We start from the raw sequence: 17794 nt of genomic DNA, 5'->3' as shown, positions 1-17794 counted from the left end.
CGACCGGGGTTCCGGGAGTTCACGCGGTGTTCACGTGGGCACAGCATCCTCGGTTCATGTCTTCTTCTGAGCCGTTCCTCCCGGCGGGGCAGCCCGCGCCCGAGCCGGATCCGCGCGACCACGACCTCGACGGCGAGGCCGACACCGAACTCGCCGACGCCGCTCACGCCGGCGAGCCCGACGCCGACGCCGATGCGGCCGCCGTCCACGAACGGGAGCACGCCGAGCACACCGCGTTCCGCCGCCCGACCCCGGGCGACCGCCTCACCGCCGAGCAGCTCGAGCAGGAACTCGACGCCGAGTGACCCGCCGCTGCGCGCCACGTGCCGCCGCCGGGCGCCACCAGCGCAGAGCCGCGCTGCGCGCTACGCGCTGAGCGCCTCCGGCACCCACCGCACGCCCGCCACCATCACCGCCATCAGCAGCGTCACACCCATCGCCACCCCGATGGTGAAGCTCGGCGCGCGGTGCTTGTTGTGGGCGACCCGGGCGGCGACGATCACCAGCACGGTCTGCACGAGCCCGAGCACGATGAGCCCGGCGTCGTCGAGCAGGATGCCGAGGGGCACGAAGTGCACCGCCACGACGAGCCCGACCGCCAGCGAGAACCACCGCTTCCGCCCCCGCCGCCAGAGCACGAGACAGGCGATCGCGGCGACAGCGACCTCCGCGAGCACGAGCAGCCCGAACACCGGGTACTGCCCTTCGAGCGCCGAGGGCGTCGCCCAGACCCGCCACAGCAGCAACCCGCCCGCGAGCGCCGCGACGATGCCGAGCCCGCTCCCGACGCCGAGCCACCGCGCCGCACCCTTCGGCGGAGCCTCCTGCGCCCAGCCGAACCACACGCAGGTCATCAGCCCGAACCAGGCGATGAGGAAGACGCCGTCACGCAGATACTCGGTCGCCATCGTCGCCGCCCCCCCCGTAAGAACTCGGCCGGCCGCATCACCGACTGACTCGCCACGCTACCCGCCCCCCCTGAGCACCGAAGGTACCGCACGCTCCAGCGCCGCCCCACCCGAGCAGCCCCGCACCCTGAGCACCCCCTCACCCCGCGAGGTACCGCCCCCGCTCCTCGATCAACCGCCGCAGATACCCCCGCAGCACGAGCCGCTCGACCACCACCCCGAGCACCCCGAACGGCGCCGCGAACTCCACCCGATCCACCATCCGCGACCCACCGTCGACCCCACCACCCGCGCCCCCCGGCAGCGCCGAGAACACGTGCTCGTGCCGGAACCACCTGAACGGCCCCGCCACCTGCTCGTCGACGAACCGCGTCGGAAAGTCGAGCTCCATCACCCGGCTCGACAACCGCATCCGCACCCCGAAGTGCCTGGCCTCCCAGGTCACCTCTTCACCCTCCCCGATGAGCCCGCTCGTCACCCCCGCGACCGCACGCTCGCGCGTGCCGGCCATCGACCCGAGGTGCTCGTCGATGCTGCGAGCGCGGTCGAAGAGCACCTCGACCGGATGCGCCGACAGCGTCACGACCTCGAATCGGGCGGTCAACGGGGAATCACCCAGCGCATCCCTCGACGATACCCGGCGGCGCTACTGTGAGCGATGACGACGCATCGAACGGATGCCGCCCACCCGGCTCCCGGCCCACCGCGAGCCCATCGCCCTCGAGGAGACACCATGACCGACGCCGGCACCCCCGAGCACCTCAGCCAGCACCACCGCACCACCCTGCAGCGCATCGAGGCGCACCCCACCACGCACAACCTGGAGTGGAACGACGTGATCGGCCTGCTGAACGAGGTGGCCGAGGTCACCGAGGAGCACGACGGCAAGTTCGTGGTGAAGCTCGGCGAGGGCCGCCTGGTCATCACGAAGCCTCGCCACAAAGACGTCGACGAGCAGCTCGTCGTCGACCTGCGGAAGCTCTTCCGCGAGGCAGGCATCTCGGCCTGACGCGCATCCGCCCCGCCTCGCCCGGCCCCTCATAGACGTTTCACATGAGGGGCCGGTAGTCTGCCGGGACTATGGACGACCCTCCTCATCACAGATCGACGCCCCTTGACACTCTGACCACCGGTCCGACTCTCAGGGGGCTGCCCCTTGTATGAATGGATCATGGTGGGCGTGGGCCTCGTGCTCACCGTCGGCACCGGCCTCTTCGTGGCCAGCGAGTTCTCGCTGGTCAACCTCGACCGGCATGAGCTCGAGCAGCGCCGGGCGCGCGGCGAAAAGCGCCTCGGCCCCACCATCAAGGCCCTGCGCATCACCTCGACGCACCTCTCCGGCGCGCAGCTCGGCATCACGCTGACCACCCTGCTCACGGGGTACACCTTCGAACCCGCCATCTCCTCGATGCTGCGCGAGCCGCTCACCGGCATCGGCGTGCCCGAGGCGATCGTGCCCGGAGTGGGTGCCGTCGTGGGCATCCTGCTCGCGACGCTGTTCTCGATGGTCATCGGCGAGCTCGTGCCGAAGAACTTCGCGCTCGCGCTACCGCTGGCCACCGCGAAGCTCGTGGTGCCCTTCCAGGCGCTGTTCACCACGGTGTTCAAGCCCGTCATCCTGCTCTTCAACAACACGGCGAACGCGCTCATCCGCGCCATGGGCATCGAGCCCAAGGAGGAGCTCTCGGGCGCCCGCACCGCCGAGGAGCTCAGCTCGCTCGTGCGCCGCTCGGCAACCGAGGGCATGCTCGACAGCGATCACGCCACCCTGCTCGACCGCACCCTGCGCTTCGCCGAGCGCGACGCCTCCGACGTCATGACGCCGCGCGTGCGCATGGCGAGCGTCACCCCCGCCACCTCGGCGGCCGAGGTGGTCGCGCTCGCCCTGTCGACCGGCTATTCGCGCTTCCCCGTGACGGGTGACGGCGGCGTCGACGACATCGTCGGCGTGGTGCACGTGAAGCAGGCCTTCGCCGTGCCGCTCGACGACCAGACGGATGCTCGGGTCGGCGACCTCATGGTCGAGCCGCTCCGCATCCCCGAGTCGATGGGCATCGACACCCTGCTGGGGCTGTTGCGGGGCAGCGGCTTCCAGATCGCGGTCGTCACCGACGAGTACGGCGGAACCGCCGGCGTCGTGACCCTCGAAGACCTCGTGGAGGAGCTCGTGGGCGAGCTGGAAGACGAGCACGACCGGGCCCACGCCGGCGTCGTGCGCACCGGGCGCTCCGTCGTGTTCGACGCCGGCCTCCGGCCCGACGAGCTGCTCGAGCGCACCGGCATCCGCGTGCCCGATGACGACGAGGGGCACGAGACCGTGGCCGGCTTCGTGATCGACGAGCTCGACCGCCTGCCCGAGCTCGGCGACGAGGTCGCCATCGACGGCGGTGTGCTGCGGGTCGAGCGGGTCGACGGGGTGCGGCTCGACCGCATCCGCTTCATTCCGGTGGACGAGTCGGAAGACGCCGCGCACGCCGCGCTGACCGCACCGCTTGCCCACGCCGCCGAAGGAGAGGACGTCCGATGAGCGACATCATCCCCGGAATCGTATGGCTCGTGGTGCTGCTCGTCGTGAACGCCTTCTTCGTCGGCGCCGAGTTCGCCGTCATCTCGGCCCGCCGCTCGCAGATCGAGCCGCGCGCCGAGGCGGGCAGCAAGGCCGCGAAGACGACGCTCTGGGCGATGGAGCACGCCACGCTCATGCTGGCCACCAGCCAGCTCGGCATCACGGTGTGTTCGCTGCTCATCCTGAACGTGTCGGAGCCCGCCATCCACCACCTGCTCGAGTACCCGCTCGCGCTCACTCCGCTCAGCCCCGAACTCATCGGGGGAGTCGCGTTCGTCATCGCGCTGGTGCTGGTGACCTTCCTGCACGTGGTGTTCGGCGAGATGGTGCCGAAGAACCTCAGCTTCTCGGTGCCCGACCGGGCCGCGCTGCTGCTCGCGCCGCCCCTGGTGTTCGTGTCGAAGGTGGTGCGGCCGGTGATCTGGTCGCTGAACGGCATCGCGAACCTCATCCTGCGCGCCTTCCGGGTGCAGCCGAAAGACGAGGCGACGAGCACGTACACGCTCGACGAGGTGGCGACGATCGTGAAGCAGTCGACCCGCGAGGGTGTGCTGACGGATGCGTCGGGCACCCTCTCGGCGGCGTTCGAGTTCACGGCGAAGAAGGTCAGCGACGTGGAGGTGCCGATCGCCGAGATGGTGCTGCTGGCGCCCGAGTCGACGCCGCGCGCCATCCAGGCTGCGGTGGCCGAGCACGGGTACTCGCGGTACATCCTCACGAACGGGTCGGGGGAGCCCACGGGCTACCTGCACCTGAAGGACGTGATGGACCTCACCGCGGGGTCGACGTTCGACGAGGCGGTGCCGGCCAAGCGCATCCGTCGTCTCACCTCGGTGTCGCGCGACGCCGACCTCGAAGACGCGCTCGCCGCGATGCGCCGCTCGGGCTCGCACGTGGCGCGGTCGCAGACCGCCGACGGCACGGTGACGGGGGTGCTCTTCCTCGAGGACATCATCGAGGAGCTCGTAGGCGAGGTCGACGACGCCACCCGGCGCTGACGCGCGGGTTACCTGTTCAGAAACGCAAACGTCGCGGCATCCGGCTTCGTATGGGGCTCGGATGCCGCGACGTTTGCGTTTTCGAACGCTACGCGCCGAGCGCCCAGCCGTCGGCGGTGCGCTCGAGCACGGTGACGCTCGCGTTCGCGAGCGGCGGGCCCGAGTAGGCGGCGACGCGGGAGATGAAGGTCTGGATGGTGCCGCCGTGGCTCACGACGAGCACCTCGCCCTCCGGATGCGCGGCGACGATGTCGTCGAAGGCCTGCGTGATGCGGTCGACGAAGTCGCGGGAGTGCTCCCCGCCGCCGAAACCCTCGAAGGTGCCGGCCGTGATGCCGGCGCCGATGGTGGCGAAGTCGCCGACCTCGAGCAGAGACGCGTTGGGGCGCGACTCGTAGCTGCCGAAGTGCAGCTCCTTGAGCCGGTCGTCGAGCACGGGCTTCACGAGCGGGTGGTGGGCGAGGATCTCGTCGGCGGTCGCCACCGTGCGCCCGAGCGGCGACACGTAGGCGGCGACGAACTCGACGTCGCGGAGCGCCTCCGCCGTCTCGCGCACTCCGGCGAGGCCCGCCTCGGTGAGCTCGGAGTCGTCCCAGCCCTGGACGCGCTCCTCGGCGTTGAGGGTGGTCTGGCCGTGGCGCACGAGGTGGAGACGAAGACTCATGCTCCCATCATCTCAAGCCCGCGCCCGGCGGTGGGTGGGGGCGGGTGCCCGGCCGCGCCCGGCGCCCGGCGGTGGGCGGGTGTGGGGCGGGCGCCGCGCGGGACCCTACGCGTGCACCACCGCCGGCGCGCCCGGCTCGGGCAGCAGCTCCTCTTTGCGGCCGCGGATGACGAACACTGCGATCGCCGACGCGCCGACCATGGCGCCCGCGGCGGCGAGGAAGATCGCGGAGTAGCCGCTCGTGAAGGCGGCCAGCTGCGACACCCCATCCGAGACGGCAGCCCCGCCCACGACGCCGGCGTAGAGCGCGGTGAACACGGAGAGCCCGATCGATCCGCCGATCTGCATCGCCGAGTTCGCCGTGGCGGAGGCGGCGCCGGCGTCGTGGGGTGCGACGCCCGTGAGCGCGAGGTTCTGCAGCGGCACGAACACGAGCGCCATGCCGCTGCCCATGATGACGAGCCCGGGCAGCACCTGCGCGAAGTAGTCGCCGCCCGCCGTGATAAAGCTGAGGTACAGGAGCCCCACCGCCACGATCAGCGGCCCGGCGATGAGCAGCGCCCGCGGCCCCACGACGGGCAGGAACCGTGTCGCCACCGGAGCGACCCCCATGATCGCGATCGTCAGCGGGAGGCTGGCGAGGCCCGACTCGAGCGGCGCCATGCCGAGCACGATCTGCAGGTGGAAGGTGAGGTACAGCGTCACGCCGATCATGACGCTTCCCACCAGCGCCTGGATGAGGAACGCCCCACCGCGCACCCGGTGCAGCACCACACGCAGGGGCAGCAGCGGCTGCGCGACCCGACGCTCGATCAGCACGAACGCGACGAGCAACCCCACGCCGAGCGCGAGGAACCCGAGGGTGTCGAGCTGGCCCCAGCCGTGCTCGGCGAGGCTGAAGCCGTAGACGAGCGAGCCGAGCCCGAGGGTGACGGTCACGGCGCCCCACAGGTCGTAGCGGTTGTCGCCGTCGGCCTTCGACTCGGTGACGAGCAGGATGCCGCCGACGAACCCGACGATCACGAAGACGATGTTGACGAGCAGGCACCAGCGCCAGTCGGCGAACTCGGTGAGCACGCCGCCCAGCACGAGCCCCACGGCGGCGCCCGCACCGGCGATGGTGCCGAACACGGCGAACGCGGTGGCGCGCTCGCGCCCGGCCGTGAAGGTGACGGTGAGCAGCGCGAGCGCGGCGGGTGCGAGCATCGCGGCGAACAGGCCCTGGAAGCCGCGCGCCACGATCAGCTCGATGCCGTTCTGCGCGAGACCGCCCACGGCGGAGGCGATGCCGAAGCCCACCATGCCGACGAGGAAGGTGCGCTTGCGCCCCCAGTAGTCGGCGATGCGCCCGCCGAGCAGCAGCAGCGCGCCGAAGGCGAGGGCGTAGGCGGTGACGACCCATTGCCGCTGCCCGTCGGTGAGGTCGAGCTCCTGCTGCGCCTGCGGCAGCGCGATGTTCACGATGGTGCTGTCGAGAACCACGACGAGCTGGGTGAGGGCGAGCACGCCGAGCGCCCACCACTTGTTGGGAGTACGGCGGGCCGACGAGGGGCGAGCGGATGCGCGGCCGACGGATGCGGGAAGGGACACGAAGGAGACCTCCAGTGGGAGTGCGGATGCCGGAGGTTTCCAGCCTCGGATCTGCAGAACTCCTCGCCCACACGACCACACCGGCGCACGTGGCCGGTCAGGGTTCCAGTCTAACCGCGACCCCCGACACCGGGCACGCCGCCGCCGTCCTCCGTGCCCTCGCCCTCCGCCGAGAGCGCGCCCGAGTCCGGGCCCTTCCCCCACGCCCGCAGGTACGCCTCCCGCACGGCGGGCTCGAACCGCCCCTGCACCGCCCGCCACCGCGGCAGCTGCTCCTCCAGGTACCGAGCGGCCTCCTCCCGGAACTCGGCGAGCAGCGCATCCGCATCGATCAGCAGACACCGCCCGTTCTCGACGACGAGCCGCCCGTCGACCCACACCTGCCTGATCGAGCTGCCGTTCTCGGACAGCACGAGCTGCCGCGCCGCGTCGTGCAGCGGTGTGAAGGCGGTGCCCGCGGTGAGGTCGTAGACCACGAGATCGGCGGCGAGCCCCGGCACGAGCGATCCCGCCCGGTCGCCCCACCCGGCGGCCCGGGCCCCGTTCACGGTCGCCGCCTCGAGCACCTCGCCGACCACGGGCCAGCGCCGGTAGTCGGGGTCGTCGAGCGTGTGCAGCAGCGCCGCCGCCTTCATCACCTCGTGCATGCTGAGCGAGTCGTTGCTCGAGGCGCCGTCGGTGCCGAGCGCCACCCGCACGCCCGCGTCGTGCAGATCGCGCCAGCGCAGCATCCCCGACCCGAGCCTCAGGTTCGACAGCGGGTTGTGCACGACGCTCGTGCCCGAGGCCGCGAGCAGCTCGAGGTCGCCGTCGGTGAGCCACACGCCGTGGGCCGCGGTGAGGTTCGGCCCGAGCACCCCGAGCCGGTCGAGGTGCTCGACGATCGTGCTGCCGTCGTAGCGGGTGCGGGCGAGCTCGCGCTGCAGCACGGTCTCGAGCAGGTGCGTGTGCAGCACCTCGCCCGCGTCGCGGGCGCGCCGCGCGCAGTCGACGAGGTACTCGTCGGTCACCCGCATCGGGGCGCTCGGCGACAGGGCGAAACGGATGCGCGGGAAACGCCCCGCGAGCGCCCGCGCCGTCTCGGCGAGGGCGAGGTAGTCGTCGTGGAGCCCGTCGCGGTCGGTGAGCGCCGCCCGCGACGCCTCGATGACGGATGCGGGCAGCACCTCCTCCGCGAACGCCAGCCGGTCGACGAGCGGCACGTCGACGGTGCTCGCGGCGCAGGTCGCGCGGAGCCCGGCATCGTCGTAGGCGCGGAACAGCGCCTCCGTGCTCTCGGGTGTCTGCATCGGCAGCTCGCCGGTGTCGTCGAGCACCGTCGTCACCCCGCCGAGGAGCGCCTCGACGGCGGCGACGATCGTGCGCAGGTAGACGAGCCGCTCCGAGGCGGGCTCGACGCCGTCGGGCGGGTAGCTCAGCAGGGTCCAGATCTCGAGCGGGAGCGGTTCGCTCGTGCCGCGCAGCAGTACTTCCCAGGAGTGGGTGTGGGCGTTCACCAGGCCGGGGGTGATGAACAGGTGGGTGGCGTCGACGACGGTGGTCGAGGCATCCGTGCCGTCGTCGCCCGGGCCGGGGAGAGCATCCGTGCCGTCGTCGCCCGAGCGGGACACAGCATCCGTGCCGTCGTCGCCCGGGCCGGGGAGCGCATCCGTGCCGCCTCCGCCATCGCCCCCGCCGCGCGGTGTCACCGCCACGATGTCGCTGCCGTCGACGAGCAGGTCGCCGCGGAACGGGGTGGTGCCGTGCTCGTCGTCACAGGCGAGGAGGAGGGCGTTTCGCCAGAGGGTGCGCACGGTTCAGCGTAGCCGGGCGAGGCGGGCGGTGAGCTCCGCGTAGAACGGGTCGGCGTCGACGTCCCGCGCGTAGAAGAGGTTCCGCGGAAGGTCGGTGATCTGCCAGTAGTCGGCGACGAGCATGCCCATCGTGAGCTCGCTGCCGGTCTCGACGCGCGCGTTGATCAGGCGGCCGTGGAAGAGCTCCGGCCGCAGCAGGTAGAGGGGCACGACGGGGCCGTGCAGCGGGGCGCCGTCCCAGCCGTACTTCGCGAGGTCGAAGGTCTCCGAGAAGGTGAGCAGAGCATCCGCCGCCCTGCCGCACTCGGTGCCGGTCGCCGAGAAGGCGTCGAGGCGGGCGCGGGTGTTGCGCAGCTGGTGGGTGACGTCGAGCGGGAGCATGACGATCGGCACGCCGGAACCGAGCACGATCGCCGCGGCGTGCGGGTCGACGTAGATGTTGAACTCGGCGGCGGGGGTGATGTTGCCCACCTCGAAGTAGGCGCCCGCCATCATGACGATCTCGGCGATGCGGTCGGCGATGTCGGGTGCCTCGGTGAGGGCGACGGCGAGCGTGGTCATGCTCGAGAACTGGGCGATGGTGACCGAGCGCGGTTCGGCGGCCCGGAGCAGACGGATGAGCGCGGCCACGCCCGACTCCTCCTCGGCCCGGCCGCGCACCGGCGGGAAGTCGTAGCCGTCGAGCCCGGTCTCGCCGTGCACATGGGCGGCGGTGACGAGGGGGCGCAGCAGCGGCCGGGGCACGCCCTTGTAGACGGGCACGTCGTCGACGCCGACGAGTTCGAGCACCTTGAACACGTTCTCGACGGTGTTGTCGAGCGTGGTGTTGCCCGCACTCGCGATGATGCCGAGCACGCGGAAGTCGTCGGGCGAGGCGAAGATCGTCATCAGTGCGACGGCCTGCTCCTGCCCCGGGTCGGTGATGCAGATGAGCTCGCGCATGCGTGCCTTTCGGGGTGGGCCCGCCCCCTCGAGCCGTCACGATCCGCCCTCTGAACGGGTTCTTGGGGCGGATCGTGACGGCTCGATCGAGGCCGGGGTGGGTTACGGGGCGGAGGGGGTGTCGATGGTGAGGTCGCCCGCGATGATCGCGGCCTGGATGTCGTCGAGCTCGCCCTGCAGCTCGGGCGCGACCTTCGACTCGAAGTCGTGGAACGGGCTCATCAGCACGCCGCCGTTCTCGAGGGTTCCGACGTAGGTCTCGTTGTCGAACTCGCCCGATGCCGAGGCCTGGATGACCTCGGAGATCGACTTCGGCATGTCACGCGCGATCGAGGTGAACCAGATGTCGTCGTACTCCGGGTCGGAGAGGTACATGTCGGTGTCGACGCCGACGAGCGCGACCGGCTTCGACGACTCGCGGATGGCCTGCGCCGCACCCTGGTAGATCGGCCCGCCGACCGGCGTGATCACGTCCACACCCTGGTCGAGGATGCCCTGCGACAGCACCTTCGCCGCGTTGATGTCGCTGAAGTTGCCGGTGAACTGCCCCTCCTGGGTGTCGGGGTTCCAGCCGATCACCTGCACGTCGGTGCCCTTCTGCTCGTTGTAGTACTGCACACCGCGCGCGAAGCCGTCCATGTAGAGCGTCACCGGCGGGATCTGCGCGCCACCGTAGGTTCCGACCTTGCCCGTCTTCGAGTAGCTCGCCGAAGCGTAGCCCACGAGGAACCCGGCCTGCGAGGTGTCCCACACCACCCCCTTCACGTTGTCGGCGGAGATGGTGGCGTCGTCGATCATGATGAAGTGCACGTCGGGGGCCGCCGCTGCCGCCTCCTCGGTGGCCGCCGCCAGGAGGTACCCCATGGTGACGATCGTGGTGCAGCCCTGGTCGACCAGGCTCTGGATGTTCGGCGCATAGTCGCTCTCGGTCTGCGACTGCACGTCGATGTGCTTCGTGCCGAGCGCATCCGCCGCCATCGTCACACCCTCGAGGCCCAGCTGGTTGAACGACTGGTCGTCGAAGCCGCCCTCGTCGGAGACGATGCAGGGCAGGAAGTCACCGGATGCTGTGGTCGCGCCGGCAGCGCCCGTCGCGTCGGAGGCGTCGCTGGGCGCCGAGGCGCACCCGGTGAAGGCGAGGGCGCCCGCCGTGGCGAGGGCCGCCGTGGTGAGCAGGCGTCGGGTGGAGGTGGGGAGGGACATGAGGTGCTCCTTGTCGTGGAGGGTCGGGTGGTGCGGGAGGGGTGGGTGGTGCGGGGTGGGTCGGTGGTGCGGAAGGGGAAAACGGGGGAGCGGAGGCTCAGCGTGGGGTCTCGACCCAGGCATAGATCTCCCAGATGTAACCGTCGGGGTCGACGAAGTACGACGACCGAGCGCCCCACTCGTAGACGGCGGGCGGCCCGGAGTCGACCAGGCCTCGCGCCTTGAGTTCGGCGTGGAGCTCGTCGACGCGCTCGCCGGAGTCGAGTTCGACAGCGAGCATGAGGTGCCCGCCCGAGCGCGTGAAGGTGTCGGGTTCGCCCACGGCCTCCGGTGAGACGGTCGAGGCGGCCAGCACGGCGAGCAGCACGTCGCCGCCGTCGAAGTCGACCCGGGAGTCCGACGCGTCTCCCCGGCGCACGAAGCCCATGCGCTCGAGAAAGTCCGCGGTGCGGCCGACGTCGGAGACCGCGAGTTCGACCGCGGTGATGCCCGGGCCGGTCGCCGGGTCTCCTGGTGCGGTGAGCACCGTCACGAAACCATCCGGATCGGTCACCACCGCCCGCGGAGCCGCCCCCGCCCCCGTGCCCGGCAGCCGCACCGCGCCCGCGATGCGCCCGGCAGCAGCATCCACCGCCGCCGCATCCCGCAGCGCCAGGGTCACCCGGAACGGCAGACCCGGGGCGGCGGGGTAGCTCGGCCCGACGGTCTCGGCGATGCTCGGCCGCAGCCACATCGCCAGCCGGGGGCCTGTGCCCGGGAGGAAATCGGCGAAGCGCACGTTGCGCATCCGTCGTTCGAGTCCGACGCCTTCACGGTAGAAGTCGTCGCTCGCGGTGACATCGCTGTTGACGATGCAGACGTCGTCGAGACGCATGGGGAACTCCTCGTTCGTCGCCCGACTCCCACGGGGGAGACGAGCGGATGCTCACTGCAGACACGCGAAACCGTCACCGACGCGAAGGCGCGGTTCGGTTCGACGGGGGCGCGACGGAGCCGTCGGCCGCCGGAGGGCAGACGGGTGCCCCGACGCGGGGCGCGGTCAGGAGTTGAAGGAGAAGACAGAGGTGTTGTGGTGGCCGCTCTGGCGGCGCAGGCAGAACCAGGGGCAGAAGCCCTCCGATTCGTGCGCGATCCTCATGGCTTCGACGCTAGGGCAGCCGTGTGACGGGCGTGTTTCGCGCCGCGCACGATTCGGTTTCGTCACAGGGCCGTTCGAAAACGCACACGTCGCGGCCTCCGGCCCGGTGAGGGGCTCGGCTGCCGCGACGTTTGCGATTTCGAACCACACGTCGCCCGACGCCGCGCGAGGAGCGGCGTCGCAGACTAGCTCAGTACCAGACCTTCAGCTTGCCGGCGGCGGCGTAGAGGGCCGAGAGCAGGGCGATGAAGGGCACGAAGATGCGCAGGAAGTAGCTGAGCGCCGTGATCTCGAGGAAGTCGCCGAGCGCGAACAGGCCGAGCGCGAGGAAGGCCGCGGCGAGCACGGCGCCGAAGGCGCGGCGGGAGAACATCTGCGGCGCGGCGAAGCCGACCGAGGCGAACACCAGACCGGTGTCGATGACGTAGGCGCCGAGGCGCGGGTCGGCGATGTTGGGGGCGATGATCCAGAGCGCGAGCGCGATCAGCCAGAACAGCACGAAGATGCCGCCGGCGACCTTCTTGTTCAGCTCTTTCACCGGCGCTTCGGGCCACACCACAGCAGTCACGTCGATCGCTCCTTCGTCGTCAGGCGTGCCGGGAGGCAGCACACGAGTCACTCAGAACTTTAGCGGATGCGCGCGCCGCCGCTCGCCGTCACGCCGCGTCGCCCGCGGTCTCGCCGCGTCGCCCGCGGTCGGGTCAGGCGTCGAAGCGCTCGCGGCTGCGCTCGATCTCGTCGCGGTGCTCGTGCGCCCACTCGACGAAGGCGCTCACCGGCTCGTCGAAGGAGCGGCCGAGCTCCGTCAGCCGGTACTCGACCCGCGGGGGCGACTCGGGGTAGCTCGTGCGGGCGACCAGGCCATCTCGTTCGAGGCCTCGGAGAGTCCTGGTGAGCATCCGGTGCGACACCCCCTCGATCTCGGCCATGAGGCGGGTGAACCGCAGCGGACCCTTCGAGAGCGCCCGCACCACGGCCATCGACCACCGGTCGCTTGTGAGGCTGAGCAGGTCGCGCACGATCGTGCGCATCGAGGGGGTCGCCTCGCAGAGGTCGGTCATCGCGCGTTACGTCCTTCCGTGTGCGTGAGGCACTTCAAAGTGCGTGGTCGCGGGAGGGATTTTTCCCGCCGCGACGGCGTTCATGCAGAGGCAACGCGCCACGGGCGCAAGACGTTCCCACTCACATGACCCCTTGAAGGAATCACCATGACCAAGATCGGCATCATCCTCGGCAGCACCCGACCCGGACGCAACGGCGAGGCCGTCGCGAAGTGGGTGCTCGAGATCGCCCAGCGCCGCAGCGACGCCCAGTTCGAGCTCATCGACCTCGCCGACTACCCGCTGCCCCACCTCGACGAGCCCGGATCGGCAGCCTGGGGCGTCTACCAGAACGACCACACCAAGGCCTGGTCGGCGAAGATCGACGAGTTCGACGGCTTCGTGTTCGTCACCCCCGAGTACAACCACTCGACCTCGGGCGTGCTGAAGAACGCGCTCGACTACCTCTACAAGGAGTGGAACAACAAGGCGGCGGCGTTCGTGAGCTACGGCGGCGTCGGCGGGGCTCGTGCGGTCGAGCACCTGCGCCTCATCGCCTCTGAGCTGCAGTTGGCCACCGTGCGGGCGCAGGTCGCCATCTCGCTCATCACCGAGTTCGAGAACTTCTCCGTCTTCACCCCGGGCGAGCACCTGCTGCCGCAGGTCGACACCATGCTCGACCAGCTCGTGGCCTGGTCGAAGGCGCTCGAGCCGCTGCACGCCCCCGCGGTCGAGGAGGTCGGGGAGGTCGGGGCCGAGGTCGCGGCCTGACGCGCATCCGTCGCCTTGCGGCGCTCGTCGCCGCCCTCAACCGGCCCTCCGACATCGCGGTGTTCTCCGCGACGCCGGAGGGTCGGCTTGTCGCATCGGGATGCGACCGGCAGGGTTGAGGGGGCCGCGTCACGCATCCGTGCCGCCCGGCCGCACTCGGAACACGACACGTGAGGGGACGCGCATGTCCGATCAACCCGCCCTGCAGCTGACGGGGCTGCGCAAGGTCTTCGGGCAGAAGGTGGCGGTCGACGACCTCAGCCTCACCGTGCCCGTCGGCTCGTTCTACGGGCTCGTCGGCCCGAACGGCGCGGGCAAGACCACCACGCTGTCCATGGCGACGGGCCTGCTGCACCCCGATGCCGGGCAGTCGCTCATCCACGGCGTCGACATGTGGCGCGAGCCGCTCAAGGCCAAGGCGCTCGTCGGCAACCTCTCCGACGGTGTGAAGCTGTTCGACCGGCTCACCGGCGAGCAGCTCGTCACCTACAACGGCCTGCTGTTCGGACTCGACCGCGCCGAGGTCGCCGAGCGCACCGGCGACCTGCTGAAGCTGCTCGACCTCGAGTCGGCGGCCGGAACCCTCGTCGTCGACTACTCCGCCGGCATGACGAAGAAGATCGCGCTGGCCTGCGCCCTCGTGCACGCGCCCAAGCTGCTCGTGCTCGACGAGCCGTTCGAGTCGGTCGACCCGGTGTCGGCGGCGAACATCCGCGACATCCTCACCGGCTACGTGCAGGGCGGCGGCACGGTCATCGTGTCGAGCCACGTGATGGACCTGGTGCAACGCATGTGCGACCACGTCGCCGTCGTCGCCCACGGCAAGGTGCTGGTCGCCGGCACCGTCGACGAGGTGCGCGCCGGCTCCACGCTCGAAGACCGTTTCGTCGACCTCGTCGGAGGCCGCACCCACGCAGAGGGGCCGGAATGGTTGCGTCGCTCGTAAAGCTCCGCTTCCTGGTACTGCGCAACTCGTTCAAGCGCAGCCCCTGGCAGCTGGTCGCCGTCATCATCGGCGGGCTCTACGGTCTCGGGGTGCTGTTCGGCGCCCTGGCCGGCCTGTTCTTCCTCAACTTCGCGCCGGTCGAGCTCATCTCGACGGTGCTGGTGCTGGCGGGCTCTGCGCTCGTGCTCGGCTGGATCGTCGTGCCCCTCGTCGCCTTCGGCGTCGAGCAGACGCTCGACCCCGCCCGGCTCGTGGTGTTCCCGCTGTCGATGAAGCAGCTGCTCGTCGGCCTCACGCTCGCCGGCGTGCTCGGGGTGCCCGGCATGGTGACGGGCATCGTCGCCGTCGCCACCTTCTTGCCGTGGATCACCCACGCGCCCCTGGCCGCCATCGTCGCCGTGCCGGCGGGCCTTCTCGGGCTGCTCATCTGCGTCGTCGGCTCCCGCACGGTGGCCGCGTTGTCGTCGAGCCTGCAGTCGAACCGACGCTTCCGGGAGTTGGGCGGTGTGCTCATCTTCATCCCGATCATCCTCATCGGGCCCATCATCGTGGGGCTCACCCGAGGGCTCGCGTCGTCGGCGGATGCGCTGCCCGAGCTCGCCCGCGGCCTCGCCTGGTCGCCGCTCGGCGCGGCCTGGGCGGTGCCGGTCGACGTGGCGGCGAACGACTGGCTCGCCGCGGTGGCCAAGCTGCTGATCGCTCTCGCGACGCTCGCGCTGCTCGTGGTGATCTGGCGCCGGGCGCTGGCGGTCGCGCTCGTGACGCCGCCCGCATCCGCTTCCCGTCGCGTCGCCCGCGGCAAGACGGGGCTGTTCCAGCTGTTCCCGGCCACGCCGACGGGGGCCGTCGCGGCTCGTTGCCTCACCTATTGGCGGCGCGACCCGCGCTACGCGCGGCAGCTCATCGTGGTGCCGCTCGTTCCCGTGTTCCTGTGGTTCTACGGAGCCAACATGGGTAACCCGGTGCTGCTCAACCTGTGCGGGCCGCTCATCGCGTTCTTCCTCTCGCTCGCGCTCTACACCGACATCTCCTACGACGGCACCGCGTTCGCCACGCACCTCGCCGACGGGGTGAAGGGGAGCGCCGACCGGGTGGGGCGGCTGCTCGCCGTGTCGGTGATCGCGGTGCCCGTGGTGCTCGTGGCCACGCTGGTGACCGCCGGGGTCACCTCGTCGTGGGCGTCGCTGCCGATGCTGCTCGGGCTCGACGCGGCGGCGCTGCTCGGCGGGTTCGCGGTGGTGAGCGTCTCCTCGGCGCTCATCGTCGTGCCCGTGCCGCAGGCGGGCGACAACCCCTTCAAGTCGGCGCCCGGCGCCGGGTTCACCACGATGCTGAGCGGCTTCGCCACCTGGGGGGTGTCGCTCGCGCTGCTGCTGCCCGCGGTCGTGCTCGCGGTGCTCAGTCTGGTGCTGTCGTCGGAGTTGTTCGGGTGGCTGACGCTGGCCGTGGGGGTCGTGCTGGGCGCGGTGTTCCTCGCCATCGGGCTGCGCGTCGGCGGGCGGTTGCTCGACCAGCGCGGGCCCGCGCTGCTGGCGCGCCTCAAGATGCTGCGGAGCGCGTAGGCGGTCGTCCCGGCGGCGGCTGCTGCGGCTGCAGCGGGGCTGCGGCGGCGGCACTGGCGGTGGGCTGCGGCTGCGCGGCTGCGGCGATCGCTTCCACGCATCTCTCATCATTAACTGACATATGCTCTGATCATGGCCGCTTCGACGTCTACACTTGGCCCGTGGAGACGACTGAGCAACGTTGTGCCCAGGCATTTCGGCTACCCGACGTGGCCGTCTAGGGGTGGTCGAACGTAGGGGTCGATGCGCAGGAGATCGAGACGCGACCCGGCGGGTTAGGCGAGCTCGTGCTGGCGTCCTACAGCGATCGCTGACCTCGATGCGTGCGATCGACACGAGAGTGCTGATCTGTGCGTTCCTCGCTGACTCCTTGCACCTTCCGGCGGTATCGACGCACTTGCGCGAGGTCGCCGAGGGTGATTTCTGTGGGCGCGTAACTGAGTCCTCGGCCTTCGTGACGAACCCACGTGTATCCGGTGTGCGTGGCCCGTCAGGCCCGGCCCGTGCAGGTCGCGGCCTGGATGCAGTCGACCACATTTCGCCTGCTGGCGAAAACTACGGGTCACGCGATGACACTCGACCGACTGCTCAGTCGTGGCTTGTCCGTGGCGCCAGCGTGCACGACACGCACATCGCCGCGGTGTGCGTCGACCACCGCCTGAATGAACTGAACACGAACGGCCGGAACTCGGCAATCGTGAATTCCAGCCGGTTTGTTGTCTCCGTTCCGGTAGGCCGGCTCATACAGGGGCCTGATCCGCGCCGTCTCCGCCACTGCGGTCCCGACAGGCCACCGATCAGAAGCGGGCGAGGCGGGTGCGGGCGATGAGGTAGAGGCCGTAGGCGATGAGGCCGAGGCCGACGGCGATGAGGAGGGCGAAGCCGAACGGGAGGGCGACGAGCGACTTGAGGGCGCCGTCGAGGCCGGTCGCCCTGCCGGGGTCGAGGGCGAACGCGGCGACGAGCAGCAGCACGCCCACCACGCCGAGCGCGAACCCCTTGGCGATGTAGCCGATGAGCCCGAGCACCGTCACGGCCGTACCCCATGCCCCGTCGGGAACGACGATCAGCTTGCGGAAGGTGCGCCGCACACCGATCGACACGAACCCGATACCCGTGCCGGCGAACGCGAGCCCGATACCCACGAGCAGGAACACGCCACCCGGTGAGGCGAGCAGCTGCGCACTGGCATCGGTCGCCGACTCCGACGAGCTGGCCCGGCTGCCGAGCGCCACGGAGAGCGTCGTCGCGCCGAGCGCGAAGTACACCAGCGACTTGCCGGCCTCGGTCACCCGCCTGCCCCAGCGCACCATCCTGTCTTTCGCATCACTCCCGCCGCGCGGCACCAGGATGGCCCTGGCCACCTGCCACAGCCCGAGCGCGAACAGGCACACCAGGGCGATCCAGAGCACGAGGAACCCGCCGGGCGTCTGCGCGATGCCCTTCAGGGCGCCCGTCGGGTCGGCTTCGCCTCCCCGCCCCCCGCTCACCGCCACGCCGATCGCGATGCAGCCGATGATGAGGTGGATGAGCCCGTTCACGGCAAAACCCGAGCGCGCCACGACCTGGAACACGGGGCTGTCGCCGGCCTCGCGCACCGCGGTCTTCGCGTTCGCCATCCACCCAGCGTGCCACCCTTCTCCACAGGCGGCATTCCCTCCACAGGCAGCCAC

At 70.7% G+C, this 17794-nt stretch carries 18 protein-coding genes; 7 read left to right on the top strand and 11 right to left on the bottom strand.

Annotated elements, in window-relative coordinates:
* Positions 1 to 56: 56 nt before the first annotated feature.
* Entirely contained in the window at positions 57 to 305 is a 249-nt protein-coding gene (locus HL652_RS11560) for a hypothetical protein (protein WP_171705457.1), read from the top strand.
* A gap of 60 nt (positions 306 to 365) precedes the next feature.
* Here HL652_RS11560 and HL652_RS11555 read toward each other — a convergent pair whose 3' ends face one another.
* Both HL652_RS11555 and HL652_RS11550 read right to left on the bottom strand, forming a co-directional pair.
* Positions 366 to 908 (bottom strand): hypothetical protein, encoded by a 543-nt coding sequence (locus HL652_RS11555; protein WP_171705456.1) that lies wholly within the window; start codon positions 906 to 908, stop codon positions 366 to 368.
* A 139-nt stretch (positions 909 to 1047) separates the two neighbouring features.
* Positions 1048 to 1512, bottom strand: coding sequence for an SRPBCC family protein (locus HL652_RS11550; RefSeq protein ID WP_171705455.1), 465 nt, complete (start codon positions 1510 to 1512; stop codon positions 1048 to 1050).
* A 129-nt stretch (positions 1513 to 1641) separates the two neighbouring features.
* On the opposite strand from HL652_RS11550, the gene HL652_RS11545 reads away from it, so the two are divergent.
* The 3 genes from HL652_RS11545 (at position 1642) to HL652_RS11535 (ending at position 4472) form a co-directional block, all read left to right on the top strand.
* A complete protein-coding gene (locus HL652_RS11545) occupies positions 1642 to 1917 on the top strand; it encodes a hypothetical protein (RefSeq protein ID WP_171705454.1) in 276 nt (91 codons plus the stop codon).
* Positions 1918 to 2064: 147 nt separating this feature from the next.
* Complete coding sequence (locus tag HL652_RS11540) at positions 2065 to 3435, top strand: hemolysin family protein (protein WP_171705453.1); 1371 nt, start codon at positions 2065 to 2067, stop codon at positions 3433 to 3435.
* Positions 3432 to 4472 carry a hemolysin family protein gene (locus HL652_RS11535; RefSeq protein ID WP_171705452.1) on the top strand — a complete coding sequence of 347 codons (1041 nt, stop codon included), beginning with the start codon at positions 3432 to 3434 and terminating at the stop codon, positions 4470 to 4472. The genes HL652_RS11540 and HL652_RS11535 overlap by 4 nt, the downstream gene beginning before the upstream one ends.
* 88 nt (positions 4473 to 4560) lie before the next feature.
* Here HL652_RS11535 and HL652_RS11530 read toward each other — a convergent pair whose 3' ends face one another.
* The 8 genes from HL652_RS11530 to HL652_RS11495 form a co-directional block, all read right to left on the bottom strand.
* Positions 4561 to 5136 carry a histidine phosphatase family protein gene (locus HL652_RS11530; protein WP_171705451.1) on the bottom strand — a complete coding sequence of 192 codons (576 nt, stop codon included), beginning with the start codon at positions 5134 to 5136 and terminating at the stop codon, positions 4561 to 4563.
* A 105-nt stretch (positions 5137 to 5241) separates the two neighbouring features.
* A complete protein-coding gene (locus tag HL652_RS11525) occupies positions 5242 to 6726 on the bottom strand; it encodes an MFS transporter (RefSeq protein WP_253743203.1) in 1485 nt (494 codons plus the stop codon).
* 110 nt (positions 6727 to 6836) lie between these two features.
* Entirely contained in the window at positions 6837 to 8519 is a 1683-nt protein-coding gene (locus HL652_RS11520) for an amidohydrolase family protein (RefSeq protein WP_171705450.1), read from the bottom strand.
* Between the two features lie 3 nt (positions 8520 to 8522).
* Positions 8523 to 9461, bottom strand: a complete 939-nt coding sequence (locus HL652_RS11515) for a nucleoside hydrolase (protein WP_171705449.1) — start codon at positions 9459 to 9461, stop codon at positions 8523 to 8525.
* A 102-nt stretch (positions 9462 to 9563) separates the two neighbouring features.
* Positions 9564 to 10664, bottom strand: coding sequence for a BMP family lipoprotein (locus HL652_RS11510; RefSeq protein WP_171705448.1), 1101 nt, complete (start codon positions 10662 to 10664; stop codon positions 9564 to 9566).
* 97 nt (positions 10665 to 10761) lie between these two features.
* Positions 10762 to 11538, bottom strand: coding sequence for a VOC family protein (locus tag HL652_RS11505; RefSeq protein WP_171705447.1), 777 nt, complete (start codon positions 11536 to 11538; stop codon positions 10762 to 10764).
* A 454-nt stretch (positions 11539 to 11992) separates the two neighbouring features.
* The gene (locus tag HL652_RS11500) at positions 11993 to 12370 is read right to left on the bottom strand and encodes a hypothetical protein (protein ID WP_171705446.1); all 378 of its coding nucleotides are present in this window, start codon (positions 12368 to 12370) and stop codon (positions 11993 to 11995) included.
* A 133-nt stretch (positions 12371 to 12503) separates the two neighbouring features.
* Complete coding sequence (locus tag HL652_RS11495; RefSeq protein WP_171705445.1) at positions 12504 to 12863, bottom strand: winged helix-turn-helix transcriptional regulator; 360 nt, start codon at positions 12861 to 12863, stop codon at positions 12504 to 12506.
* A gap of 147 nt (positions 12864 to 13010) precedes the next feature.
* Between HL652_RS11495 and HL652_RS11490 the strand changes: the two genes are divergently transcribed.
* The 3 genes from HL652_RS11490 (at position 13011) to HL652_RS11480 (ending at position 16121) form a co-directional block, all read left to right on the top strand.
* Positions 13011 to 13613: an NADPH-dependent FMN reductase gene (locus HL652_RS11490; protein WP_171705444.1), complete on the top strand. Its 603-nt coding sequence runs from the start codon at positions 13011 to 13013 to the stop codon at positions 13611 to 13613.
* A gap of 184 nt (positions 13614 to 13797) precedes the next feature.
* Positions 13798 to 14559, top strand: a complete 762-nt coding sequence (locus tag HL652_RS11485; protein ID WP_171705443.1) for an ABC transporter ATP-binding protein — start codon at positions 13798 to 13800, stop codon at positions 14557 to 14559.
* Positions 14541 to 16121, top strand: coding sequence for a transporter (locus tag HL652_RS11480; protein ID WP_171705442.1), 1581 nt, complete (start codon positions 14541 to 14543; stop codon positions 16119 to 16121). Before HL652_RS11485 ends, HL652_RS11480 begins: the two co-directional genes overlap by 19 nt.
* Positions 16122 to 16918: 797 nt before the next feature.
* Here the strand turns inward: HL652_RS11480 and HL652_RS11475 are convergent.
* On the bottom strand, positions 16919 to 17740 hold the full coding sequence (locus HL652_RS11475) for a DUF1206 domain-containing protein (RefSeq protein WP_171705441.1): 822 nt from the start codon (positions 17738 to 17740) through the stop codon (positions 16919 to 16921).
* Between the last annotated feature and the right edge of the window lie 54 nt (positions 17741 to 17794).

Source organism: Herbiconiux sp. SALV-R1, assembly GCF_013113715.1.
Taxonomy (GTDB): domain Bacteria; phylum Actinomycetota; class Actinomycetes; order Actinomycetales; family Microbacteriaceae; genus Herbiconiux.
Note: the sequence above shows the minus strand (reverse complement) of the source record. Positions and strands in the feature narration are given on the sequence as shown.

Excerpts from the sequence above, each read along its gene's own strand:
- HL652_RS11560 (WP_171705457.1), top strand. The coding sequence starts at position 57 with ATGTCTTCTTCTGAGCCGTTCCTCCCGGCGGGGCAGCCCGCGCCCGAG.
- HL652_RS11555 (WP_171705456.1), bottom strand. The coding sequence starts at position 908 with ATGGCGACCGAGTATCTGCGTGACGGCGTCTTCCTCATCGCCTGGTTC.
- HL652_RS11545 (WP_171705454.1), top strand. The coding sequence starts at position 1,642 with ATGACCGACGCCGGCACCCCCGAGCACCTCAGCCAGCACCACCGCACC.
- HL652_RS11535 (WP_171705452.1), top strand. The coding sequence starts at position 3,432 with ATGAGCGACATCATCCCCGGAATCGTATGGCTCGTGGTGCTGCTCGTC.
- HL652_RS11530 (WP_171705451.1), bottom strand. The coding sequence starts at position 5,136 with ATGAGTCTTCGTCTCCACCTCGTGCGCCACGGCCAGACCACCCTCAAC.
- HL652_RS11515 (WP_171705449.1), bottom strand. The coding sequence starts at position 9,461 with ATGCGCGAGCTCATCTGCATCACCGACCCGGGGCAGGAGCAGGCCGTC.
- HL652_RS11510 (WP_171705448.1), bottom strand. The coding sequence starts at position 10,664 with ATGTCCCTCCCCACCTCCACCCGACGCCTGCTCACCACGGCGGCCCTC.
- HL652_RS11505 (WP_171705447.1), bottom strand. The coding sequence starts at position 11,538 with ATGCGTCTCGACGACGTCTGCATCGTCAACAGCGATGTCACCGCGAGC.
- HL652_RS11495 (WP_171705445.1), bottom strand. The coding sequence starts at position 12,863 with ATGACCGACCTCTGCGAGGCGACCCCCTCGATGCGCACGATCGTGCGC.
- HL652_RS11490 (WP_171705444.1), top strand. The coding sequence starts at position 13,011 with ATGACCAAGATCGGCATCATCCTCGGCAGCACCCGACCCGGACGCAAC.
- HL652_RS11485 (WP_171705443.1), top strand. The coding sequence starts at position 13,798 with ATGTCCGATCAACCCGCCCTGCAGCTGACGGGGCTGCGCAAGGTCTTC.
- HL652_RS11480 (WP_171705442.1), top strand. The coding sequence starts at position 14,541 with ATGGTTGCGTCGCTCGTAAAGCTCCGCTTCCTGGTACTGCGCAACTCG.
- HL652_RS11475 (WP_171705441.1), bottom strand. The coding sequence starts at position 17,740 with ATGGCGAACGCGAAGACCGCGGTGCGCGAGGCCGGCGACAGCCCCGTG.